Here is a 25,254-nt window from a genome sequence, read left to right on the forward strand (position 1 = left end):
TATACCGAGGTTATGCTAGCAGTGATAGAACTCCCGCGCAAAAGGGAGGAGTGCTTACTAGGGAACTAGCTAAAAACATCGCCTCGCCAATTTACCCAGCATCTTCAAAAGCCTTAACGGGCGTAGCTAGCGGTAAGCGAGGAGATACGTACAGAATTAGAATTGTGCAAGCAGCTTCTCCAAACTCATCAGTCGTACGCCAAAGTACAACAGAGTTGCTTGTGCCTTATGAGCAATTGTCTAGTAAGCTGCAACAGCTAAATCGCAAAGGCAGTAAAGTTCTCAGCATCACTTCAGTCTAATACTTCGCTGCTATAAACAAACAGGGTAATTTACGACTTCCGGGCCGTAATATCCCTGTTTATGTGTGGGCGCAACTCGATACGTTGACCATCAAAGCCTAATGATTTCTTGCTCTTGCCGAAAGAAATGAATTGGGACATAATAAATGTCTTACTCCTGAAAAGTTCTCTGCATTTTTCTTATAAAATAATGTTTGTTGGGAAGAAAGCAAAAACAAGCAAAAATTCCCTACCAACAATGAACAATTGCTAGAAACGAGAGTTACTAAAAAATGGCTATAACAACGGCAGCATCTCGCCTAGGAACATCAGCATTTGATGAAACAGCACCCTTAGAGTTGCGCGCACAAGCAACTAAAGAAGAAATTGCTTTGGTAATTTCTGCTGTTTATAGACACCTATTGGGCAACGATTATTTGCTACAGTCTGAACGGCTTACAACTGCTGAATCTCTTCTTACTGATCGCAAGATTACAGTTCAAGAGTTCGTGCGTCAAGTAGCTAAGTCAGAACTTTACAAGTCCAAGTTTTTCTACAACAATTTCCAAACCAGAGTTATTGAACTAAACTATAAACATTTGTTGGGTCGTGCTCCCTATGACGAGTCAGAAGTGGTTTATCACTTAGACTTGTACCAAAACAAAGGGTACGATGCTGACATTGATTCATACATTGATTCGCCTGAGTATCAAGCAAGCTTTGGCGAAAACATTGTACCTTACTATCGTGGCTTTGAAACCCAAAAAGGGCAAAAAACTGTTGGATTTAGCCGGATATTCAAACTTTATCGCGGCTATGCTAACAGCGATCGCGCTCAATTGCAAGGCAATTACTCTCACCTAGCTGAAGAATTAGCTCGCAATAGTGCTTCTACAGTTGTTAGTCCTTCTGGAAGCAACGATGGATTTGCTTATCTTCCTTCTAGAAAAGGTGTAACTCCCAGCACCGGTTTTGGTGGAGGAGCAGCCTATGGAAAAGAAGGTAGACTTTTCCGCGTTGAAGTTGCAGGTGGTGTTGGTCGAGGTTATCCTAAAGTCCGCCGTACCAACCAAGCTGTTGTTATCCCTTATGAAGAATTATCCCCTTACTTCCAATCAGTTCTCAAGCAAGGTGGTAAAATAGCAAGTGTTACACCACTCTAGGGATTAGTATCTTGTCACTCGTGACAAAAGATCCAGCACAAACTACGCAATAATTAATTTATTAATTCGTAATTTGTAATTCTAAGTTTTCAACCACGAAAAGAAAACTGTGGATTACCAATTGCGAATTAAGTTTGATCAATGAAAAATGTGAAATTGAAATTGGGAATGTAAATTATGCTGAGTCAACTAATAGGTGGAAAATCTTCAAATCGTTTCTTTCGTTACGAAGTTTCTGGATTGCGTCAAAACGAAGAAACAGAAAACACAGATTATCAAATTCGTAATAGTGGCAGTGTTTTTATCACGGTTCCATATAACCGGATGAATCAAGAAATGCAAAGAATTACCCGTTTGGGTGGTAGAATCGTTAACATTCAAGCTTTAAATCCCGAACCTACAGCAGAAGGTTAACACTCCTCCAGAACGTCAAAACAATTCAAAATTCAAAATTCAAAATTCAAAATTATTTCTTCTATTTTGAATTGGTCAGTGGGGGCTTGTACCCAGAATTAATCAATTCAAAACGTCTAAATAATAATTACTCATTCGTAATTTGTAATTATCGTTAAATTAATTACAAATTACGAATTCCTTTTAACAAAGCTTCTTATGTGGAATTCTAGGTCAGAAAATTTTATATCCTCATCATTACAAGAGGAACCCCAACCAATTGGAGGTGAATCCCTAACAGTTGAACAGGCAATAGCCAATCTTGAAAGTGCAGATTTAGGTTTGCGCTTTTATGCTGCTTGGTGGTTGGGTAGATTTCGTGTACGTGAAGAGGCTGCAATAGAAGGGCTCATCAAGGCATTGGATGATGAAGCTGATCGAACTCCAGAAGGCGGATATCCTTTAAGAAGGAATGCAGCCAGAGCACTAGGTAAACTCGGAGCACAAAACGCACTACCAGCATTAATAAAGTGTTTAGACTGTTCGGATTTTTATGTGCGGGAAGCCGCAGCACAGTCTTTAGAGATGTTAGGTAATCCAAGTTGTATCCCAGATCTGAACAGGTTATTGGCAGAAGGTTTGGACACGGAAAAATTAGTACTCAAGCAGTCAGACTTCTCCCAGCCTTATGATTCTGTGTTAGAAGCATTGGGAACCCTCCAAGCAACTGAGAGTATACCTTTGGTTCAGCCGTTTCTTGATCATTCCATAGAACGAGTGCAATACGCAGCAGCACGAGCTATGTATCAATTAACCCAAGAATCAATTTATGGAGAGCGATTGGTACAAGCTTTGTCTGGAGACAACTTACAACTGCGTCGCGCCGCTCTTGCTGATTTGGGAGCAATCGGTTATTTTGAATCAGCAGAGGCGATCGCACAAACCCTCGCTGAAAACAGCTTAAAACTCATCGCTCTAAAAGGATTACTTGAACATCAAGTGAAAAAAACTGAGTCTGCGACTTTATCAGCAGCTACCATTAAAATCATGAATTTAATGGATTCTCTTTTGTAGAGATCTCTGAGCAGGGGAGCTCTTGAGCAGAGGAGCAATAATTAGTCAAACCGGCTATGCCCCATGCCCCATGCCCCATGCCCCATGCCCCGTGCCCCATGCCCCATGCCCCATGCCCTATGATTACTGATGCGCAAAAACTGATTCGTGCTGTTGAAGAGGCAGATTCCTCAGCTCGCTTATTAGAAGCAGTTGAGAAGTTAGCTGAAGCTCAATTAAAAGAAGCCATTCCCACTTTAATAGCAGCGTTGAATTATAATAATCCAGGAGCAGCCGTAGCAGCAGTTGAGGGACTGGTGCAACTTGGGGAAGCTAGTGTACAACACTTACTGGAACTCATTGATAATTACAATTATGGAGCCAGAGCCTGGGCAATTCGTGCTTTAGCAGGAATAGGTGATCCACGCGCACTCAATACCTTATTAGATGCAGCAAAAACAGATTTTTCTCTAAGTGTCAGGCGAGCTGCAGCAAGGGGATTAGGTACTATACGTTGGGATCAATTATCATCAGAACAAATAGAATCAGCTCAATTACAAGCTTTAGAAGCTTTAATGCTGGTTAGCGAAGATACAGAGTGGGTAGTACGCTATGCTGCTGTCACAGGTTTGGAAGCCTTGGCTCTTGCTCAGCCTAGGTTATTACCGCAAATTTTAACCCAGCTAGAACAAATAACCCAAACAGATACAGATTTGGCAGTTTGCACCCGCGTGCGAATGGCACAGCAACAACTCCAATCAAATAATTAAGGTGCTGTAAATGGTTGCCCAAATTCAAGAATTTGATGCTAAGCACTGGGTAAAAACTCGTTCTTCCCTCGATCCTACCCAGTCCACCTTCCTAACATGGACAGGTTCAATCTATGCGTTTATCCCTGGTGAGAAGAAAAAAATACTATTCAAAATATTAGGGATGAGTGTTAGTAGATGTATTCTCGTAAAAGAAGATGAGTGGGATTTTACCTCCAGAGAACTAACTTATTATCTTGATCCAAACACTGGTCAAATATTGCACAGGTGGGAGAATCCTTGGATAGGGGAAACAGTTCCAGTCATGCATGTTGCTAATAATCCAGTACAAGGACACTTTAAAGGTAAGTTTCCAGCACCAGTAGAGGGAGAACGAACAACTTTTGTCTTTGATATATTTCCCACTTACCCTAATCCTTTAGCAGAAGATCCTAAGTTTGCTCAGTATAGTCCACAACCTATTTATCAAGCGGCGGAGTTATTTAAACTAACTGTCCCAACTGCAGATTTATTGAATCCAGAAGTCCTTTCAGTTTCACAACTTCAGCTGACCTGGGATAGAATTGGTTCATGGCTTCCTTGGATGAAAATGGGTTCTACCCAAGGTCATCTCATCTACAGCGCTTATGGTTGCAAAGTCAATGGTTTTTCTGAGTTACCGCAACTATTTCAAGATGAAATCAATAATCGCATTCCATTATATAGAAACGCTCCTGAGAGTTTGCTTGATCTAGAAGATATGACTTCATGGCTATATTTCCAAAATAACTTTGAAGCTTACTTAGCTGGTCATACTTTTCCTTTAGAGGAATAGGGGGGTTATTAACAGTTATCAGTCGTCAGTTATCAGTTATCAGTCAAGAATAGTGTGTTTATCTCTGGGTTTATGTCCCCCACCCTTGAGAACTGATAACTGTTTACTGTTCACTGTTCACTGATAACCCCTACACCCTATTTTCCATCAGAATTTTCCTGAGAAAAATTCATTTGGATGGTTTTAGTGTTTTCCCCATTAGCAGCAACAGCTGTCATCGCATAGTTCATCAACTTATCTTTAAAGGGGATACGTAGGTGAAAAGTACCATCGGGTCTAACTTTGATGAAATCACCATCAATCGCAACTTGTGAACCTGGCTCTGCTGCTCCGTGTATAATTAATTCAGCATCTGCTACAAACCAGAAATTGGGATCAGGACGATCAAAAACTCGGACAATCTCTGAACGAGCTAGTAATAACCAACGTTTGTCATTAGTTATATAACCAATTTCAGCGATATAGTCGCGATCGCTCGCGGGTATAGCAACATACCTATCATGTATCATCTCCTCACATTCATACTGCTGTATTAATTTAGGATTCTGATAACTCAAGTCAATATCAGTAACGTCATAAAGTCGCAGTACCAATTGAGAAGCACCTTGCTGTCGAAGCGCTTGCTTCTGAGACTCAGAAACTTCCCAACAAGCATAACCCCACTTGGGTGTACGAGACTCGAGGACAATATGACTTTTGGATTTTGCTTCTAGCTCGTGAGTTGTTGGTTGCTCCACTATAGATTCTGTCGTGCCTGTAGTGTTATTTGATGCTTGCGCGCTATCAATTGGCTCTGATGTACTACCTGTAACAACTGTTGAAGTAGATGCTGATTCAATCGTCTGTTCTTGGTTTTGAGAAATTTCTTCAGTTTTGGTTTCTGTCGTCTCAGCGGTAGATTGATCTGTATCACCTACCATATTTAAGACAACACTCGGATTGTCTGATGAAGCTTGCACTTCAGTCGCCTTTGGTTGTAACTCCTGATCTGATTGTTTGGGAATTGCTTGTGATGTAATTATTGGCATATCGGGCAGATCAGGATATTTAGAATTAACAACCGTCACTGGTGCTTCTAAATCTAAAAGAGTTTGCGGAACATTCGTCGTCTGCTTAAAAGACTGCTCTGCAATTTGAGGAGCTTCTGGGTGTTCATCTGCCAAAACTTCGTTTGACCTTAAGTCTTTTCTGTCTGTAATATTATTAGTCTCTTGTTTGTCTGCGCCTCCATTGAAAAATTTCAGCCAAAGCGGTGAAGAATTGTCTACTGCTAGGACATCTCCATCGGGGGTCAGATCTTCTACCCTATTCGATACATTTGTTGTGTGTAGCTGTTTGTCTACTAAATCACGTGGCTTTTGCTGCTCAGTCTTGCTTACACCAGATGAGATATGAGTTGTAGAAACTTCTTTCAAGGGTATATTAGCAGCTAATTGCAGCAAGGCCTCAGTTCTAGTCTCTGCCGAACGTCTTCCTCTGAACCACCATAATAAGAATCCTGTGAAAGCAAATAAAGGTAATAACAACCACAAAAGTTGTTCTGTGTTAATATTTTTACGAAAATTGACGAAGCTTTGGTTATTAGAAGGATGAGAACCCGCAGCTAAGTTAGCCTCTTGAGCGTTGGATGAAGTCTTAGCACTAGTTTCTTTTGAAGTATTTGTTTCCTTAGCACCTGACGAAGCATTAGTGCTTGGGCTATTTGTAGATGTGGCGACTGGCTGAAGTTTCCCAGAGGCGAGAGCGGTAGCTTCAGTAGAGAGAACTTCTGCTACTGCGTGCTGTCCCTTTGTAGCAATTGAAAATCCAAGAAAATTGCTCACATTAGGATCTGGATTCTTCTTGTAAACGTACACAGACGCCAGGGAGAATGGATACCTCGGATCATCTGGTAAAATATGATTCATCTGTAGGGCACGCACACCTTGCAATTTTGGTACTTGATTAGCTAAGACATAGCTGATACCGTCCTTCCCTAACTGCTTAACTATTTCAGGAGTACTATCTTCGCTCAATGGAACAACTGTAGATCCCGTACCAAATTTAGCGGTTTTAAAAATAGGATAATTGCGAAAAGCCTCTCTAACCTCGCTTGTTGTAGGACGGTCAATGAAGCGAATTTTACCATCAGGACCCCCTAATTGAGACCAGTCCGTAATTTCTCCTCTAAAAATCTTCGCAAATTTCTTAGTAGTTAGGCTTTCTTTAAAAGGATTATTTTTACCGACTATAACTGCTATCTTCTCTCGATGTACATGGACTTGCTGTAAACCTTCAGCTTCTTCTTCTGGTGTTAAATCTCGACTAATCGCTGCTAGATCAATCTTTCCTTTACGTAAAGCTTGTAGAGCAGCCTCAGTACCATTAGTAGCGAATTCAACCTTAATTCCAGAGAACTGTTTCTCAAAACTTTGTTTCAACGCTTGATTAATTGCACCCATACCAATCGATCCATCGATCCGTACTATGTTCTTATGACTTGGATCTTCTTTTGATATTGCAGACGATGGAACATTAGTAGCAGATTGTGCTAATACTGATTGCCGTGTTATCAAAGTTGCTGCCATCGGTACGGTAGCTAGGGCAAGCAATAAGGTCAGATTAACGATTGAAGTATCTTTTTTTTCTTTTTGCCACATAAGCTTTTTATTATAGAAGTAGAAGAAACAGCGGTCAGAAGAATCCTAATCGTTTTTTGTTAAGAAACCCGTGTGTCCCTGGTATCTTTTTCTATGTTGTAGAAGATACTTAAGAACATAGATTGTACTTGGTCTTAACTTTATCTTGCATGGTCAGCATATAACTACAAAGTATTGATTTTTCTTAGTATTGCACATCACTCCTTAAAGCAAAACCTCAAGCTACTTTTATTTCATAAGAGTTTAGGGGTGTGGGGTAACACTCAGTAATCCATTCGCAATTTTTTTAACAAAAAGTTTCCTTATATGCCTTCATTCTCAAATCAATTACATAATTTATGTAATTAATTTAACTATTCATTTGCTATCCAATCCTCCAGCGTATTGGAAATATTTTAAACACTCTTGCTTATAATGACCATTATTTTTACCTTAGTTTACAAGCTTTATATACCGAAAATTAGTAAAATTTTATAGTAAAAATCATACTAGCTTACCAGTTTGTACCCAATATATTTATTTGAATGATAAAAGCTGCTCGTTTGCTCATCGGTAAGAATTACATTTTCTTAGTGAAAGGACTGATCTTAGACTCTCGTATTCAAGACTACATCGAAAAGGTCAGGGTGTATTAGATTTGGTGGGAGAATTGATATCTATCCTTATAGACCTGTAATACACTGTAATTTGCATCATTGAATTTGTGTATTCTACCGTAGTAGCAGATATAGAAACTTTATAGAGAGCAGCAAACATACCCTCCAGCCCAAGGCGAAGGCATTAAACAAGCTTTTCAAATACTTGGGATTGATTTATAGGGTACTAATGGTAGAAACTACAGAACTCTTAATTTGGAAATTAAAGATTTAAAAATCAATAATTGTCAGAAAATCTTTACTGAAACTTCAAACAGATTTTAGTGTATACACAGTTCAGTTTTCACAAAATAAAATCCAAAATGGAATCATCAGTCATCCAAGAAAACCCAACTTATTCAGGTTGCTGTCATCAATAAAAACGACATAGATACGGATTTCTGAATCTGTTTTTCTATAAAAAGGTTTTGCTAGTTTTTTATATTTTCAAGGTGTTTTACTAAAATGCTACAGAAATTATCTCTTGCTTTATTAGGAACAGCTTTCATTTTCCTAAATCTTAAACCAGCTAGTGCTGTAACTATGACAGTCAATACGGGACCGTTTTCTAGTTACTCTAATACTAAAGTTATCACCTTTGATAATGGCACAGCAACTGACCCAAACGGTTTTGCGACTTACTCTAATATTACCAATAACATCGTTCAAGGTAGTGTAAGTGGTCAATACGCTTCACCATATAATGATACTACTAAATTTCTAGCAATTTCTCCAGTAGGTAGTGGTGTTGCAGGTGCAACTGGTTCTGTCAATATTAATTTCAAACAAGCTATTGATTACTTTGGTTTTTATGCTGGCTCATTAGATAATTATAACTTTATTGACATTTACAATGGCAGTAAGCTCTTAAAAACCTTTAGTGGTAGCGACGTACCAAGTGCTATAGCTAATGGTAGCTGGACTAGTAAGGACGCTAATATGTTCATCAACCTAGTTGGTGATGCGGGAGATAAATTTGATAAAGTTGTGTTGCGTTCAAATGGCATTGCTTTTGAAACAGATAACCACACCTATAGAGTTGCTGCTCCAGAACCTAATGGTATGTTAGGAGTGTTAGCAATTGGTTCAATAGGTGCTGCTTCGTTCTTAAAGCGCCGACAAAAGAAAGCAATATCGGGAATATCCTAGACAAAGGAACGTATCAATATACGAGTTTCTGCTTGGGAGGTATTAGATTGATTAGGATTGCTTTTAAGTGAGTTCAATCCGGGTAATCACTCCCACCTCAATCAGTTCATGTATAGCAGTTTGCACCTCAGAGTCAGAGAGTTTGGTAAGCAACTTGATCTGAAAATTTTTCAAGACAACATCTGTTTGTTCCCAGCCAATTTGGCTTGCCATTGCATGGCAAACTTGAAGCGCTTGACTACTGATCGGGGGAAGTTCAGTCTAAGATGTTCTTGATAGGGATCGAGCGAAAAACCTTCTCCGTCTGCTTTTGGACTTTGGACAAAAAAGCATTGTTAGCGAAAATTATTCGCTAACAATGTTAATGTTAAGCACGTAACTTTTCTACCTCAACCGATGAAATAGCTGAGTCAAACAACCATATAACGAGAAAAATTACGCAGCTTTCGAAGTTTGCTTGTTCGATCAAAAACGAACAATGACTTTTCCGCAATTTTTGCCGCTATATAAGTATTCCACAGCATTAAAGATAGACTCTATTCCTCTAAATTCTGTTGAATCAACAGCAGGTTTAATCTTGCCTATCGATAATAATTCCATTAGCCGAGACTGTTTCTGTTACTGTTCAAGACATAATTTACGGAAATGGTCGCCTCTTTGCTCAAAATTCGCGTATTGATCGAAACTTGCACAAGCGGGAGATAAAAGTACCACTGATGCTTGATACTGTTTTGCTAATTCTGCCGATTTAGAGACAGCTTTTTCCATTGTTTCGACAATCTCAAAACGCTCATATCCTGCCTCTTTTAACCGTTGGGCAAATGCTTGTGCAGCATTTCCAATAAGTAACACTGCTGCTGCTGAAGATTGAATTTTTGCTATCCAGCGACTGTCATCACCTGCTTTTGCTTCACCACCAGCGATCAAAATGACTGGATTTTTGACAGAAGCTAAACCAACTTCAGCAGCATCATAGTTAGTTGCTTTGCTGTCGTTGATAAAATCGATTCCTTCCCAAGTACAAATATGTTCCAAACGATGAGGAACTCCAGGAAAGTCACTAATAGCTAGAGAAATTGCTTCTTTATCAATTCCTGCTAATCGTGCTGCTCCTACAGACATCAGCAAATTTTGTAAGTTATGTTCTCCTACCATTCGTAAAGCAGAAGTTTTTACAATACATTCATCTTTCAAAGACTTTTCTTCGAAAGTTTGTAGCACCCAACCATCTTCGATGTAAAAGCCTTTCGAGCCTATGAGGTAATCTTTACCTCTAACACTTGTCCAGTAGACATTCCTCCAATAACTTTCACCTACTCTCTGTAAATAGGCATCGTCGCCATTGAAGATCTGTTGCTCGGACTGATTCAGTAAGCGTGCTTTGATATTGTAGTAGTTTTCTAGGGTTTTATGGCGGCTTAAGTGATCTGGTGTAAAAGTTGTCCAAACCCCAATCAGTGGTGCAATAGAAGAGGAAGACTCTATTTGATAGCTGCTGATTTCAGCAATTATCCAATCAAGAGGAGATCCTTCTGTTGAAGACAAAGCAACTTCGCAAGCAGCATAGCCGATGTTACCGCAAGCAGGAGCGTTAAATCCTGCGGTTTTAAAAATTGCTTCTATTAGGGACGTGGTGGTGGTTTTACCGTTGGTGCCGGTGATTGCAATCCAAGGTGTTGCTTGCAAATTCCGCCAAGCAAGTTCCATTTCCCCAATGGTTTCTATTCCCAATTGTCGTGCCTTAACTAGTGCAGGTATATCCCAAGGCACACCGGGACTAACAACAATCAATTGAGGTGAATCAGAAGCTTCTAATTCCAGAGAATACCCCAGTTTGACAGTTATTTGTTCTGTGGCGAGTTCTTGCTGTTGTTTAAGGAGGCTATTGGAGGTGTTGCGATCGCTCAGCACCACCTCCCAACCCTCCCGTTTCAACAATCTCGCCGCAGCAATACCAGACTTTCCTAATCCAATTACATGAGCTATTGGCATAGACTGTGGCAGAGGTCCCTGGTTAAGCGATCCCTATACTAACGTGTATTGGCATGATTTACACAATAATTTGTTGATTTAAGCTACAAGTTTTTTACGATCGCACCAAAATCGGCTAAAACACGTGCATGATTACGGAGTAATCCCAATAAATTTAACCGATTGCGCTTAATTTCTGGATCTGGATCCATCACTAAAACGCTTTCAGGACCATCAAAAAAGTTACTAACCGTGGGAGCGCTTTCCTCTAATGCTGTCACTAGCTGCTTATAGTTGCGCGAACTCTGTGCCGCGAGTGTTTGTGGAACCAAATCTACTAAACTGTTATAAAAAGCTTCTTCTGATGGCTTTTGGAATAGCTCTTTACGAACTAGAGAATTTGGTTCTAACTGTTTTGTGTCTAAATCTCCCTGTGCTGCTAAGCGGGTAGAACGGTTAACGGTTTCATAAATTTTTTCTAAAGTTCCGTCATTACGGATTTGTTGCAAGAATAAAGCGCGATCGCGCACATCCAATAAATCCTTCAGCGCCCGTTCTGCATATTCTGGGTCATTTTCTCCCAACACTGCATTCACCAAGTCGTAATCAACATGATGCTCTTCTTGCAGTAGAGTACGAACACGCTGTAAGAAAAATTCCCGCAAACTAGCATTTAACTCCGCCTTATCTTTTGCCAGTTCTGCGAGTAACTGTTGCAAATTAATCGGCAAATTAGCTGTCCAAGTAATGTTAACAACAGCATTTGCGGCTCGTCGTAACGCAAAGGGATCAGAGGAACCTGTTGGTATCATCCCAATAGAAAAAATACTTACCAACGTATCGAGCCTATCTGCTAACCCAACAACTTGACCTGCAAGTGTTTGGGGTAAAATATCATCTGCACCCTTTGGCAAATAGTGTTCAAAAATAGCTGTTGCCACACTTGCTGGCTCTCCACTGGCTACTGCATACTTTTGTCCCATAACTCCCTGTAATTCCGGGAATTCGTATACCATTTGAGTCACAAGATCGGCTTTACAAAGCAAAGCTGCTCGATGAATATTATGGCGTTCATCGTCTGGTAAGTGCAGTTGTGCTGTAATTTGCTCTGCTATTTGAGAGATTCTACTTACCTTGTCAAGCAATGAACCTAAATCTTCTTGAAAGGTAACTTTCGCCAATTGAGGCAAAAAACTATCTAAAGGTTTGGCTAAATCAGATTTGTAGAAAAACTGTCCATCAGCTAACCGCGCACGAATCACTTTTGCGTTCCCAGTAGCAATAATGTCCGATTTTGCTGGATCTCCATTGGAAATCGTCACAAAATAGGGAAGTAATTCATTGCTATTTGCTGCACTAAAAACTGGAAAATAGCGCTGATGACTCACCATCACCGTAGTAATGACTTCTGTTGGCAATTCCAAAAATTCTGGTTCGAATTTGCCGATAACAGAAGAAGGAAATTCGACAAGGTTAGTGACTTCCTCTAATAAATCTGGGTAAATTTCCGGATACCCATCTAACTTTTGCGCGGACTCCTTAATTTGCTGAGTAATGATCGTTGCTCGTTCATTACTATCAGCGATAACGTAGGCAGAACGTAGAGAACTGATATAATCCGTAGCCTGAGCGATTGTTACGGTATTGGGATGCAAAACCCGATGACCATTTGAGATGCGATCGCTTTTAATCGTCTCAGAACCATTAACCAATTCAATCGGTAGCACTGCATCATCCAACAATGCGACTAACCAGCGAATAGGACGAGAAAACCTTACATCTCCATCACCCCACCGCATTAACCGCTTACCTTCTAAACCCCAAATCCACTCTGGGATTAATTCTGTCAGGATTTCTGCTATGTTGCGACCAGGAATGACTTTGCGCACAAAAACAAAATCCCCTTTCTCCGTTGGACGAATTTCCAAAGCCGAAACTTCTACACCTTGCTTTTTAGCAAAACCTTCCGCTGCTGGTTTTGGTTTGCCATCTTGAAAAGCTGTTTGTGCTGGGGGACCTTTTATTTCTTCTTCACGGTCTGGCTGTTGAGATGGTAATCCTTGGATTAATACTGCTAATCGGCGAGGAGTACCGTAAACTTCCACAGACTCGCTAGTTAGGCTATGTGCTGACAAAGCTTGAGGAATGCGCGATCGCCACTGTGCTATGGCGTCGCTTAAAAAGCTTGCGGGTAGTTCTTCTGTACCAACTTCTAATAAAAATGCAGGCATAGGATTTTTTTCAACGAAACCGTGGCTTAACTATATGTTTGAAACCCCCCCTGATACCAAAGAGGATTATAACAAGGATATATGTTGTTGCACTTTCCTGGCATTGACAAGACCAGGATTTGAAACAGACGTTGCTACCCAGTCATAGCGAGTATGCGTTCAAACCAGAAGCGGAGAGTGTCAATGTACCTCTGGTTTTGGTTAGTTTTCCCACTGGAGCCGTATTCGACCAACATTTTGCAAAGCGGAAAAAGAAGAAGTTCTTCTTTCTAAAGATTCAGAAAAAGTTTACTGACTTGTTGACTGTACAGAGCAGGCAGAGGCTCACTTGCACCAACAAAAGGAGCAACTGCGGCTATTTGTCTACTGTGCTTGGTATTGTTAAAAATCACGGCGGCTGGGTAAGTGTCCACAGCGAACTAACGAATTGTTGATTGTCTTGCACCAAGTTTTCCCTGAACAAGCTGGGTTGTAGTTGTGGGGTCTAACCTTCTCCTGCCAAAGATGTAGTTCCTAGCCTGGAAAGCATAGCACAGCATTCAGCGTCTACGTGGGAACACACAACTACCAATAACCCAGTCTTATTAACGAATCTTCTCCAAAAAGAGACTGCTTATGATCATTCTCTGGCTACGGATAAATGATAAATATTTTTAAATTATCGAGATGCATTAGATAAGATTGAACCAGAACGTGAGCTTTATTTAGCTAGACAAAACCGTCAAGTTATTGTAGTGTGGGCATCTTGCCCGCGTTCGATATAAAAATTAAATGCGCAACAGCTTAGCTAAGAAAACTAACGCGATGGTTACTTGCTGATCGCTCATAAAAAAGCTCAAGCATTACTACCTGAGCGTTCAGAAGATAAAACAGAAAAGCTATCCAATTTTATGAGTGAGTCAAGCGATAAATACTATTGGCGAAACAATCCTTAACACCCTGAAAGCTATTAGTGGAAGGATAATATTATTGCAGCCAGAGGCTTGTACCCCCAACCCCTAATAACTTTTGGGTGAGGAGACATTAGGGTTGAATTGAATTTTTTAGTAAAATAGATAACATTGAAATACGTATTTAAAACAAAAATAAATAATGCTCTGTTGTTATCCTATCATCTAGAGACTGTTGCTCCATTTCCACAATCTGGGAAAAGTCAGTTATACTTAGACGTGTTGACAGACAGAAATTACTCTCTTTTAAGTTGTTACCAATTGTTTCCAGTTGGATATATTGAAAACAATTTTTACAAAAATTGCAACATTTATCACTTACAGTCCTAGTCATCTAATAACTTCCCTATGACTCAGTTGTCTAGTAATGAAAACTCTATCAATTCTCTCGATATTCCCTTAGAGCGTGATGGGTTTCTACGTACTTTAATTCGAGAATTAACTGGTACATTACAAGAGATAGTTGGCTTAGAAGAAGCTTCCGGATTTATAAGCGTTGTTGGTCAAACAATCGGTAAACAAATAGAAAACACCTATAAAACAGCATTGCAAGTACCTAATCTTTCACGAGAGCAAATTGCAGAAGTCTTTGTGGATTTGAAAAAACGTGTTCAAGGTGACTTTTATATTATTGAACAAAGTGATGAGAAGATTGTACTTGGAAACCGTCGTTGTCCATTTGAAGAAAAAGTTTTGGGTCGTCCCTCAATGTGTATGATGACATCCAACGTCTTTGGTTATATAGCAGCAGAAAATCTCGGCTATGCCAAAGTCGAGTTGCAAGAAACCATCGCACAAGGTGGGGCTGGGTGCAGAGTCGTTGTTTACTTAAAGCCAACAAAGGAAGCTCAGGAGGCTGATGGGATGGAATATTTCGCCGGTTAGAAACAATGTAAAGTAGTTAGTGATACAAACCCGTTCTACGATTTCTAAAGAACGGTTTTTCCTTTCATGTTACCTGATCACGGCCATACTCAATCAGCCTTGCTCAATATAGCAACAATACTAATGTCTCCCGAACAGTTTCTTGAACTTGCTCGTGTTTTACCAGAGCCTTTACTGTTAATAACAGGTAGAGGAGAGATTTTAGCTGCAAATCAACCCACAGCAACAATATTAGACCTAAATGTCAAAGAAATTGTAGGTAGAATGTTGTTTGATTTTGTCATCGAGCCTCGTGAAAAGATAATCAGCTATCTGCAAGCTTGTTCACGAAGTCGGCAAATGATCCTTAGCTCCTTGACGCTACGCCAGCAAAACGGAGAAACAATAATCTATCGTTGTGAAGGAGCAGTTCTTCAACCATCATCACCTGAGTGTGTGTCCTTGAATGTTCTACGCTTGAAAAAGCGGGCTTCCGCAAGCAATAATTTTATTTTACTCAATGAAAAAATTAAAGAATTAACAAAGGAAATTCAACAACGTAAACAGGTTGAAGAAAACCTTTGTATGACCAATGATATCTTGCAAAAAACTCTTTATAAGTTACAAGCAACCCAAATTCAGCTTATCCAAACAGAAAAAATGTCGAGCCTAGGTCAGCTCGTTGCTGGAATTGCTCATGAAATTAACAACCCTATGAACTTTATTCATGGTAATATTTTTCATGCTAGTGAATATATTCAAAATTTGCTAGGATTAGTCCAACTATATCAGCAAGAATATCCTGATCCTAGCCAAGAAATACAGGAAGAAATTGCAGCCATTAATCTCGATTTTATCAAGCAAGACTTAAATCAACTTCTCGAATCTATGAGAGTGGGAACTGACCGGATTTGTGAGATTGTCAAATCTTTGCGAACCTTTGCACGTGTTGATGAAGCGGAAATAAAAAATGTTGACATTCACTCTGGTATAGATAGCACTTTAGTGATTTTACAGCATCGATTGAAGGCAAAACCTGAGTCTCCAAAAATTGAAGTGGTCAAGGAGTATGGGGAATTACCTGTAGTCAATTGCTATCCTGGTCAGTTGAATCAAGTATTTATGAATATTTTGAGTAACGCTATCGATGCACTGGAAGAGTCATTTGCTAGTAGCCGGTTGCCGTTCATAGAAAACAAGGAAATTTTTAGAGATAATGTCTCCAACAAATCTAAAGGGCTAGGAGTAGTTGTTCCTGAACTATCCTCTCCAAATCAGACTGTATCGCAAATGACTGAGCCCGAAATCCTGATCCGCACTGAAGTACTCAATGATAGTTGGATTGCAATTCGCATTGCAGACAATGGTCCTGGTATGACAGAAAGAGTTCGCCAACAGGTGTTTGACCCTTTCTTTACGACCAAACCTGTTGGCAAAGGTATGGGATTAGGTTTATCTATTTGTTACCAAATCATTGTAGAAAAGCACGGTGGGCAATTACACTGTGCCTCTGATTTGGGGCGAGGTACTGAGTTTTGTATTCAAATCCCAATCAGCCAGATTAGGGAAAGGAGTGGTTAAACATTCCTCTACGCAAATCTATAAAGGAGTGTAAAATTATGAGACGGCATATCGATTTTGTGTTTTAAATCAAGCTTCCATTTTTTCGCTGCGTTGGTAATGTCTGCAATATCCTTAAGCCCCCATTCGGGTACTTGGTAGGAAAGAAGTGTCGTGTCAAATTCTTCATTTGATGGTGTTGTATACTGACCATCTACTTTAAATGGACCATATATAAAGAGCTGACCATTAGGACTGAGTAGCTTTGCTGCACACTCCATCATCCCATCTGCTATGGAAATTGGCGCAACTTGGAAAATATTGATACAAAATATTGCATCGAATTTTTTCGCTGCTACGACTGACCACGTTTCCGGCTCGGTGAGATCTAGCTTAATCGGAGCATAAACATTTTTAGCCTCAGTCTCTTGGGTTAATCGCTTGATATTGTCAAAAACTTCTTCGGTTTTATCCGAGGGCTGGAAATTCAAATGTTGAAAATAAGGGGCGAAGTAGTGGATATGCATACCGCTACCCGAAGCTAATTCTAATACTTCCCCTGCTTCTTTGGGTAGTCTTTCCTTAAACACCTCCAAAATCGGATCTCGATTTCGCTTACCTGCCCAAGCAACATACGGACTTAGTGGATATGGATCTAGGGGTGGCCTATCTAATGGTAACATTTGGCACTCGCTTGATGATAAAAACTGGAGATAGAGCAGTTTCAGTGGTTATAGGTTCTTAGACGTACGGAGATTATCACAGTTCAGGAGTCATTGTAAAGAAAACCAGCAAACAAGCGACCAATTTTTTTGTTAAAAAGTAATGTTGTGTTATACTAGGATAGCTGTAAAGTAGCAATAGCTGTGTCTGGAGGTAGGAAGGTATTTATTACCATTTGGCCTACAGCTCGTCCAGATAGAGGCCATTATATAGTCAAGGTGAAAACCATCTCAGTTTTTTGACTATAAAAAAGGCGAGTATGCAGTAATATTAGCAAATTAAACTTCTTCTTGTTTTATGCATAACAGTCCTTTACGTGAAGAACCTCGTGGACAACGAGCCGCTGTAATTCGTTCTAATCATGAGTTCTTTCTTTTAGAATGGCTCAGGTCAACTGGTCGTCTGATAGAACGTGAGACACAAGAACCTGAATATCTCAATGAAGTAGAAGAAATATCAGAGATTATAGAAGTTGACGATATTCCCTATGACTTTGACGATGATGACGATATTGACATTGATTTAGAAGAATAGTGAAAACAATTCAAAATTATTAATTCAAAATTACAATCAGTGGGGCTTGTACCTTGAATCAATTAATTGAAAGTTTTTTTCTTCGTAATGAGCGAATTTTGAATTTTGAATTTTGAATTCAAAAAATGGTCAAAATTAGTCGCAGTCATACTCCTACATTCACTAGAAGGTGAGTGTAGGTTGCTTATTAGTTGGAATATAAAAAAATGCAGATAAAAGTTTATTGCTGCGTTTCTGGTTGCTCCGAGTTTTCTAGGTGGAACATCTTAGACTATTTATTTGCTGCTTTAATGACTCGCAGTCTGAAGCCTTACGTTTGTGCTAAACATCATAGCTTATTTGACGATGTTGATATCTCCGACTATGATCCGGAAGTTGAAGATAATAATAGCTGTCAGCACCCCGACCTAAAGGACGGGGCTTCGTGCCTCCCCTCTAGAGATAGCTGACCCGCTTAAGTACAAGAGCGTACTACGTTATTGGGAAGTGTTCAAGTTCCTACCTACAGATACATTCGCCAGTTTGTAGCTCTAGAACCAAGCGGTTAAACAGGCTTATCGGGTTAAGCCAGTGCTGCTTGGAAAGTACCGCCCTCTAACTTTGGCAAGGCTAACATCACCCCCTTTGGGAGGCTCCTAGGAGCAAAACCATTATGCGTACAGGGCGAACAATTTGAGGTAGTAACTGTCCTACCGAAAGTACAACACAAAGGTACACCGAGTTTAGTAGCCCCAAGGCGGTAGTGGTAATCAAAAAAAATGTAAAGCCGTCCTTCTAGGACGGGGTTTCTACCCAATAATTTTGATGACGAACTGCTGTAGTTCGGTAAAAAGAGTGAGCGCTACAAAAAATGCCACACATTTTCGTACCTGTTAATTTTTTAGCAATCGTAAACCACTAAGAGTCACTAGAACTGTAGAACCTTCGTGTCCTACGACTCCAATCGGTAAGTTAATACTACCTAGAAAATTCCCAATCAAGAGCAAAATCAGGAAACTTAAAGCGATCGCAATATTCTGTTTCACTGTTACTTGAGCTCTTTTACCCAAAGCGATCGCCACTGCTATTTTTTCCAACCGATCCGCCATCAGTACAATATCCGCTGTTTCCAAGGCAACATCACTACCTGCCTTTCCCATGGCAATCCCCACAGAAGCCTGAGCTAGTGCTGGTGCATCATTGATTCCATCTCCTACCATTGCCACGGTTTGATGCTCTTGCTGAAGACGACGGATCATATCAAGCTTATCTTCTGGCAGAAGTTGAGCATAAACTCGATCGACGCCAACTACTTGGGCGACACTGTGAGCCGTACGCTCGTTATCGCCAGTTAACATCACAATTTCTTTAACTCCCAGTTTCCTCAAATGGGCGATCGCTGCTGCTGCTTCTGCCCTTACTAAATCTCCTAGTGCAATCAATCCAACTACGACTAACCCGTGTGCCACCCAAACAACCGTTTTTCCCTGTTGTTCCAAAAACACAGCCTGCTCGTGTAAATCAGTTGGTAGGTTCGTCACATATTGCTGTACAAAATTCCCATTACCCACAATTATCTGAAGGGATGAGTCGCTAGGCACATTACCAATGATCCCTTCTCCAGGTATAGCCCGTACCTCAACAGCATTCATGTACTCTAAGCCATTAGCTGCTTGGACAATTGCGTTACCAATAGGATGTTCTGAATAGGATTCCACTGATGCGGCTATTCTTAACACATCTGTTTCCAAGTATCCATTACCAGGAACAACTTTGAATACATGGACTTGTCCTGTAGTGAGAGTACCAGTTTTATCAAAGGCGATCGCTCCTACCTTTCCGATCATTTCCAACTGAGCACCATTTTTGAACAAAATTCCTTGTCTGGCACCATTAGCAATTCCAGAAAGCAGGGTTGGCATAATTGATGCCATTAGCGCACAGGGAGAAGCGACAACCAAAAAAGTTAAAGCACGGTAAATCGTTGTTTCCCAACTCCAGCCTAAAATAAAAGGTGGAAAAATAGCCAACAATAACCCAGCTAATACAATAAACCGAGCGTATCCTCGCTCAAAACGCTCAATAAATTGTTGAGAAGGAGGGGCTGAGTCTCGTGCTTGTTCTACCAGACGAATCACACGCTGAATCAAACTGCTTTCTGGTGGCTGATGAACCTTGATTTCAAGCGCACCATAACCGTTAAGTGTTCCTGCAAATACTTCTTCACCGACTGTTTTCTCTATAGGTAAAGACTCACCTGTAATAGCAGCTTGATTAACACTAGTGTAACCAGAAACAATAATTCCATCAGTGGGAATTAACTCTCCTGGTTTGACAACAATTTGATCTCCTATTTTTAGTTCGCTAACGGGAACCATCACCTCTCGTCCCTGACGCAAAACTCTTGCTGAATCCTGAGTTAAACTCATTAAACTACGGATACTGCGCTCCGTACGCTGCATTGCGTAACCTTCCAGCGCACCACTAATGGCAAAAATGAGAATTAGTGTTGCCCCATCAATAATTAAGTGGTACTCTCGCCGCCATAAGCCTAAACCCGCTGCACCCAACGCAGCGACAATCATTAGCAAATCTACATCTAATTCCTTTTCTTTGATAAGGGTTGTTAGTCCCTCACGTGCGCTCTCGTAACCACCAACAACATACGCTGTGGGTAGTAACAACAGTGCCCATCCTACAAAACCAAGGTGCAAACAAAACCATCCCAGAAATAACAGTACCCCACAAACGACGGCGGCAAAAGCATCTGCATGTTCTTTGGTGAATTCAGTAAAACGCTGTGTGTAAACCATGAGAGTTGAATGAGCGAAGATTCTCTTACCCTAAACCTTGACATTAATGTTAATGTCAATCTTTTGTGTGAAGTTTCTTGTCAAGGTAGAATAACCAAATATCCATAAAAGGGGTAATTTTTTACATCTTTGCGTATCCCCTGATAAATTTATGACTAAAAGCCTAACTATTAAAGAACTTACTAACGCAGTAGGAGGTGGGATTACTCCGAGAATGGTACGTCATTACCATCAATTGGGGTTATTACCACACCCAATGCGATCGCGTAGTAATTACCGCCTTTACACAGACAAAGATGTTGTTAGATTGCAGCGTATCATTGCCCTCAAACAGCAAGGTTTCCAACTCAACCACATTCGCCAAATTCTGGAAGTAGAACCAGAAACAGAGACAACTTCCAGCTTAATGGCACAGCTTCAACAGCAATATCGCACAGTCATACAGCAAATTGCTCAACTTAGGCAAACTGCATCGGCGTTAGAAGGGTTATTAGGGCGAGATCAGCATTGCCAAATTATGCAGGCTGAAGTTTTAGCACAGATCAAATTACTAGAAGTAGAAAACAAAGTAGGATTCGGAGGATTAGAAAAACTCTGGAGTGGATTAGACGCTCAAGTTCATGCACATCCGGAAACTTTTCAAGAATCTTTACAAAAGATACTACCAGATCTCTCTGACCGTTCGGAGATTGAACGAGACTTAATATCTCATTTAGTGTTGGCTTGTGGAGATATTAGCTTAGTGTCATTTTTAAGGTTAAGCCGTGGTGCGATCGCCGCCAGTCGCGAAGCCTTAAAATCAAGCTGTCAAGTAGTTGTAGATGTGCCTACGGTAGCAGCAGCCCTTGATCAAACACGATTAGTTCATCTAAAATCTGACGTAGAAATCCTAATTGATAATCCCCACATTAGGACTGCCATAGAAGCAGAACTTGAATTTTGGCAGCACCAGAAATGGCAAGAGAAATTACAGCAAGTGCCGGAAGGTTCTATACTAGTGATTGGCTATGCACCTAGTGTATTACTCTCTGCATGTGTTGCTATCGAGGAGCAGAAAATTAAGCCTGCATTCATCATCGGAATGCCTATTGGCTTTAGCCATGCTCCCGCTGCTAAACGACGACTCATGCAAGGTGATGTCCCTTTCATTACTATAGAAGGAACTTTAGGAGGTGGCTTGTTAGCTGCTACTACCCTAAACGCTTTAGTTGAGTCACTGATTGAGAAGCCTAATTGTCATTGTTATCTTACTGAGATTTGACAGCGTCAGATCATGCCTTTAAACCATGAGCAAGCGCAACCCACTCGTTTAATATTTCGCAATCTACAAGTTCTAACCCACTTTGTACTAAAGCCGTCGAAACGTCATCCTGATAATCGTTGGTAAAACCAGCGGTGATTACTAATCCCGTAACCTCAAGCTGAACGGAGAGCCTTTACCAGAGCATTTACGGGTAGAGTATGAATTGTGGACAGGAAAAATCCAACTAGGATCCTATATCCTCAATTTAGAAATCCAGCACTGAATTTTTCTTGTTGTTAATGGTTTGCGAATTACCCCATCCCGCAGGTGGATGGGGAATTATGCAAATTAGTTAACACAAACAATGACTAACCGAAGTAACTCGGCGTATTTCCTGATTTCCACTTAATATTACAGCCAATACTTGGCTTTTGTTCACCTTCTACTGGTTTACCTGCCAGCACTGCTGCAATTGCAGCACGTACATCAGCTGCCGTTACAGGTTGTCCATTATTCGGACGGCTATCATCTAATTGTCCGCGATAAACAAGTTTTTGCTCAGCATCAAATAAAAAGAAATCAGGCGTACAAGCTGCTGTATAAGCTTTCGCAGTCTCTTGGGTTTCATCGTAACACAAGGGAAACGTAAACCCTAGCTCTATTGCCATTGCCTTTAACTTATCTGGGGCATCATCTGGGTAATTCTTAGCATCATTAGAACTGATAGCAATAATTCCTAGCTCACTTTGAACGTAATCTTTTCCTAACTGCGCCAATTGTGACTGTACATGCTTGACAAAAGGGCAATGTCGACAGATAAACATCACTAACAGTGCTTTTTTACCGGCAAAGTTCGATAACGAAATTATTTCCCCAGATACGACATTTGGTAGATGAAAATCTGGTGCTTTAGTTCCTAACGGTAACATTGTTGAAGCAGTTAAAGCCATAGCTGAATCTCAGTAGTGAATTAACGAAAGAGTCAGAAAACAGAATTCAGAATTAATAAAATAAGTATTTAAACTCATTTATTCATTTGCCAGTCGCATATGATTCATTCTGACTCCTGACTCCTGACTCCTGACTCCTGAAGTCTTTTTATTAACGAAAGTTACGAGACTGGGTTTGGGTTTGAACGCGAGGTGGCGTTAAAGTAGATTTATTACGCAAAAGTAACAAGGGAATGCTGAGCAGCCCAAAAATCATAACAGCTCCAGTCATTACCCATACAGGTAAACGGTTAGGTTGATAGTTTCCTTGCTCAATTTGCCAAAAAGCTTGGTTATATCGCCAAGCAGCTAAAGCAAGCATCAACATTCCAAATATTACCAGGCAAAGACCCAAATTTTCAGAAGAGAAAATGGGGTTTGGTGTTGGTTGTTGTCGCGTTAGAGCAAGATTGAGCTGTTGTACAAACAAACCAAATCTAGCGATCGCAAAACCAAAGCCAATTAATGCAATACAAGTCCGTACCCAAGCTAAAAAAGTGCGCTCATTCGCCTGATGCTCCCTTTGACGATCAATTTTGGGCAGTTGACTCATAAATAAAAATTATCTGTAGCATAAAATTAAATCATTTCCGATTGAAAAAATCTCTTAACCTTGAGGAAACTGATAAGTTTCCCTGCTTTGTAATCCCTCTAAACATAAGGTTATTCAATGTCGCAGTTTGAACAAGCTCTCAGTGCTTATCAAGGCTTTACTGATATTTTCCAAAGCCTAATACTCAGCACTGTTAGCAAAGATGGTGTCCCTAATGCTAGCTATGCTCCTTTTGTAATGGATGAAAGCAAAAGTATTTACATTTATGTCAGTGGTCTTTCTACCCACACTCAAAATCTTTATTCTATTCCTAGAGCAAGCGTGTTGTTTATCGAAGATGAATCCCAAACACAGGAAATTTTCGCCCGACGTCGCTTAACATTTGACTGTACAGCAAAGTTGGTTGAACGAGATACGGAGTTGTGGGCTCAAATATTTGAACGCTTTCAAGTGCAGTTTGGAGAAATTATTCAGATATTTCGTGATTTGCCAGATTTCCGTATTTTTCAGTTAACGCCAAGTAAAGGCCGCTTTGTGATAGGCTTTGGTGCAGCCTATGCGGTAGACCCTAATAATCTCGGCAGTTTAATAACAAGTTAGCACCCACAGCTATTAGCCGTGGGCTTCCAGGTTCAATTTCTGTGAAAGCTACGGCTCAATATACTGCTGAGTTCAGATAGATGGTTTTTGCGCGTCGGCGATCGCTTCTGCGAGAAATGTCTTTGCATCTTGTATTTGTTCAGCTTCTAAACTATGGTGTACTATCTTACACCATTCAATTAACCGCTCTAGGCGCTTTTCATGAGTATCATAAATATACTCATTGCTTTTCCATCTCATCAGCAGGTGCTTCAACTCTATTGAATTAGTCACAAATCCTACTCCTCAGATCTCATGGAAGTTCGTATACATTTAATTCAAAGTTTTGCAAACGTTAAAACTTCTCAACGTCTCTCCTTAGACAGATGAGTGAACATACTTAATGCTTTCTTAAGTTTTCCCCAGCCCTACACCCTACACCCTACACCCTTATCAAAGTTCGTAACAGTAGCGATCGCGCCCATTTTGTTTGGCATTGTACAGTGCTTTGTCGGCCAAAGTGATGAGTATATCTGGCTTGATATCTAAAGTAGGCACACGAGAGGTGATCCCCATACTAACGGTGACAATATCCTTGACGTCAGACTTTGCATGGGGAATAACCAGATCGTGGATTGCTTGCTGAATACTGTCAGCTACTTTGATTGCTCCCACTAAGTCAGTATTGGAGAGGAGGACTGAAAATTCTTCTCCACCGTAACGGGCTACAAGATCAGTAGGACGACAAACTCTCTGTTGTACTGTTTGCGCTATTCTAACAGGATTTGTCGCACTCAAGACGATAAAACTTCCTAAGGATGATATAAGCCCGTCATATTTGCTCGCAAGGAAATTTGCTCTTTCCAATTGCGTGTATCCGTATGTTTTATAAATTAGTTCTACATCTACCAGTTAACAACCCCTTGAGCTTTAAAGAATCCTTTTTGGGGAGCAATAATACCTGGGAGTTCCCCAACAAAAGTTCCAAATACCAGTTTCAAGGGAGGGTGTTTTAATTGGGTTGGTGCTGAAGCATGACAAGAAAATAGCAAAAAGACAGTTATGACAAAAATAGTAAGATCTTTGGATAATTTTAACATACAATATTAAAGATTATAATAGCGATCTGTATTATAATATGTAGCAAAAAATATCATAACTATGAGAGTAACATTAATAACTATTGAACGATAAAAAAACCTTTATTAAAGTGTGAACAACTTATAAAATGTGGAATAAATTGAGCATTAACACAACTCAAGAAGCTGTTGATTGGGTCTGTTCTTTACTCGCTAAGACTAACTATAGTGACGATATTCGCGTCACCAAATGCGTTCAAGCAGATCAAAACCAAAGCAGCCAAAATGA

At 40.3% G+C, this 25,254-nt stretch carries 22 protein-coding genes; 12 read left to right on the top strand and 10 right to left on the bottom strand.

Annotation, left to right across the window (positions count from 1 at the left end):
* The 6 genes from G4P69_RS39380 to G4P69_RS21630 form a co-directional block, all read left to right on the top strand.
* A partial coding sequence (locus tag G4P69_RS39380; protein WP_243903008.1) for a phycobilisome linker polypeptide occupies nt 1-302 on the top strand: 302 nt, incomplete at its 5' end.
* Between the two features lie 272 nt (nt 303-574).
* Entirely contained in the window at nt 575-1,444 is an 870-nt protein-coding gene (locus G4P69_RS21610) for a phycobilisome rod-core linker polypeptide (protein ID WP_208351055.1), read from the top strand.
* A gap of 177 nt (nt 1,445-1,621) precedes the next feature.
* Complete coding sequence (locus G4P69_RS21615) at nt 1,622-1,858, top strand: phycobilisome linker polypeptide (protein WP_208345522.1); 237 nt, start codon at nt 1,622-1,624, stop codon at nt 1,856-1,858.
* A 198-nt stretch (nt 1,859-2,056) separates the two neighbouring features.
* On the top strand, nt 2,057-2,911 hold the full coding sequence (locus G4P69_RS21620) for a HEAT repeat domain-containing protein (protein ID WP_208345524.1): 855 nt from the start codon (nt 2,057-2,059) through the stop codon (nt 2,909-2,911).
* A gap of 119 nt (nt 2,912-3,030) precedes the next feature.
* Nucleotides 3,031-3,660 carry a HEAT repeat domain-containing protein gene (locus G4P69_RS21625; protein WP_243902716.1) on the top strand — a complete coding sequence of 210 codons (630 nt, stop codon included), beginning with the start codon at nt 3,031-3,033 and terminating at the stop codon, nt 3,658-3,660.
* A 10-nt stretch (nt 3,661-3,670) separates the two neighbouring features.
* Nucleotides 3,671-4,474, top strand: a complete 804-nt coding sequence (locus G4P69_RS21630) for a DUF1838 domain-containing protein (protein ID WP_208345525.1) — start codon at nt 3,671-3,673, stop codon at nt 4,472-4,474.
* Between the two features lie 137 nt (nt 4,475-4,611).
* On the opposite strand, the gene G4P69_RS21635 is transcribed toward G4P69_RS21630, so the two are convergent.
* Nucleotides 4,612-7,113 carry a substrate-binding domain-containing protein gene (locus G4P69_RS21635; protein WP_208351057.1) on the bottom strand — a complete coding sequence of 834 codons (2,502 nt, stop codon included), beginning with the start codon at nt 7,111-7,113 and terminating at the stop codon, nt 4,612-4,614.
* A 1,100-nt stretch (nt 7,114-8,213) separates the two neighbouring features.
* On the opposite strand from G4P69_RS21635, the gene G4P69_RS21640 reads away from it, so the two are divergent.
* Nucleotides 8,214-8,897: an Npun_F0296 family exosortase-dependent surface protein gene (locus G4P69_RS21640; RefSeq protein WP_208351075.1), complete on the top strand. Its 684-nt coding sequence runs from the start codon at nt 8,214-8,216 to the stop codon at nt 8,895-8,897.
* 63 nt (nt 8,898-8,960) lie between these two features.
* On the opposite strand, the gene G4P69_RS21645 is transcribed toward G4P69_RS21640, so the two are convergent.
* The 3 genes from G4P69_RS21645 to glyS all read right to left on the bottom strand — a co-directional run bounded on the left by G4P69_RS21645 (nt 8,961) and on the right by glyS (nt 13,099).
* On the bottom strand, nt 8,961-9,110 hold the full coding sequence (locus G4P69_RS21645; protein ID WP_208345921.1) for a hypothetical protein: 150 nt from the start codon (nt 9,108-9,110) through the stop codon (nt 8,961-8,963).
* Nucleotides 9,111-9,515: 405 nt separating this feature from the next.
* Nucleotides 9,516-10,889, bottom strand: a complete 1,374-nt coding sequence (murD, locus tag G4P69_RS21650; RefSeq protein WP_208345922.1) for a UDP-N-acetylmuramoyl-L-alanine--D-glutamate ligase — start codon at nt 10,887-10,889, stop codon at nt 9,516-9,518.
* A gap of 83 nt (nt 10,890-10,972) precedes the next feature.
* A complete protein-coding gene (gene glyS, locus G4P69_RS21655) occupies nt 10,973-13,099 on the bottom strand; it encodes a glycine--tRNA ligase subunit beta (protein WP_208351084.1) in 2,127 nt (708 codons plus the stop codon).
* Nucleotides 13,100-14,397: 1,298 nt separating this feature from the next.
* Here glyS and G4P69_RS21660 point away from each other — a divergent pair.
* Both G4P69_RS21660 and G4P69_RS21665 read left to right on the top strand, forming a co-directional pair.
* Entirely contained in the window at nt 14,398-14,934 is a 537-nt protein-coding gene (locus G4P69_RS21660) for a methanogen output domain 1-containing protein (RefSeq protein WP_208351087.1), read from the top strand.
* A 66-nt stretch (nt 14,935-15,000) separates the two neighbouring features.
* Entirely contained in the window at nt 15,001-16,494 is a 1,494-nt protein-coding gene (locus G4P69_RS21665; RefSeq protein WP_243903009.1) for an ATP-binding protein, read from the top strand.
* Between the two features lie 8 nt (nt 16,495-16,502).
* Here G4P69_RS21665 and G4P69_RS21670 read toward each other — a convergent pair whose 3' ends face one another.
* Entirely contained in the window at nt 16,503-17,156 is a 654-nt protein-coding gene (locus G4P69_RS21670; protein WP_208345164.1) for a DUF938 domain-containing protein, read from the bottom strand.
* 337 nt (nt 17,157-17,493) lie between these two features.
* Here G4P69_RS21670 and G4P69_RS21675 point away from each other — a divergent pair, with 337 nt between their 5' ends.
* Nucleotides 17,494-17,730: a DUF3134 family protein gene (locus tag G4P69_RS21675; protein ID WP_208345163.1), complete on the top strand. Its 237-nt coding sequence runs from the start codon at nt 17,494-17,496 to the stop codon at nt 17,728-17,730.
* Nucleotides 17,731-18,602: 872 nt separating this feature from the next.
* On the opposite strand, the gene G4P69_RS21680 is transcribed toward G4P69_RS21675, so the two are convergent.
* Nucleotides 18,603-20,522, bottom strand: coding sequence for a heavy metal translocating P-type ATPase (locus G4P69_RS21680; protein WP_208345162.1), 1,920 nt, complete (start codon nt 20,520-20,522; stop codon nt 18,603-18,605).
* A 151-nt stretch (nt 20,523-20,673) separates the two neighbouring features.
* On the opposite strand from G4P69_RS21680, the gene G4P69_RS21685 reads away from it, so the two are divergent.
* The gene (locus G4P69_RS21685) at nt 20,674-21,783 is read left to right on the top strand and encodes a precorrin-8X methylmutase (protein ID WP_208351093.1); all 1,110 of its coding nucleotides are present in this window, start codon (nt 20,674-20,676) and stop codon (nt 21,781-21,783) included.
* 350 nt (nt 21,784-22,133) lie between these two features.
* On the opposite strand, the gene G4P69_RS21690 is transcribed toward G4P69_RS21685, so the two are convergent.
* Entirely contained in the window at nt 22,134-22,715 is a 582-nt protein-coding gene (locus tag G4P69_RS21690) for a thioredoxin family protein (protein ID WP_208346085.1), read from the bottom strand.
* A gap of 151 nt (nt 22,716-22,866) precedes the next feature.
* Nucleotides 22,867-23,307 (bottom strand): YidH family protein, encoded by a 441-nt coding sequence (locus tag G4P69_RS21695; RefSeq protein WP_208351096.1) that lies wholly within the window; start codon nt 23,305-23,307, stop codon nt 22,867-22,869.
* Between the two features lie 117 nt (nt 23,308-23,424).
* Between G4P69_RS21695 and G4P69_RS21700 the strand changes: the two genes are divergently transcribed.
* Nucleotides 23,425-23,907, top strand: a complete 483-nt coding sequence (locus tag G4P69_RS21700) for a HugZ family pyridoxamine 5'-phosphate oxidase (RefSeq protein ID WP_208351108.1) — start codon at nt 23,425-23,427, stop codon at nt 23,905-23,907.
* Between the two features lie 72 nt (nt 23,908-23,979).
* Here G4P69_RS21700 and G4P69_RS21705 read toward each other — a convergent pair whose 3' ends face one another.
* On the bottom strand, nt 23,980-24,180 hold the full coding sequence (locus G4P69_RS21705) for a hypothetical protein (protein ID WP_208351118.1): 201 nt from the start codon (nt 24,178-24,180) through the stop codon (nt 23,980-23,982).
* 159 nt (nt 24,181-24,339) lie between these two features.
* Complete coding sequence (locus tag G4P69_RS21710; RefSeq protein WP_310833851.1) at nt 24,340-24,684, bottom strand: GGDEF domain-containing protein; 345 nt, start codon at nt 24,682-24,684, stop codon at nt 24,340-24,342.
* Nucleotides 24,685-25,254 lie beyond the last annotated feature (570 nt).

This window comes from Aetokthonos hydrillicola CCALA 1050 (genome assembly GCF_017591665.1).
In the GTDB taxonomy this organism is placed as follows: Bacteria; Cyanobacteriota; Cyanobacteriia; order Cyanobacteriales; family Nostocaceae; genus Aetokthonos; species Aetokthonos hydrillicola.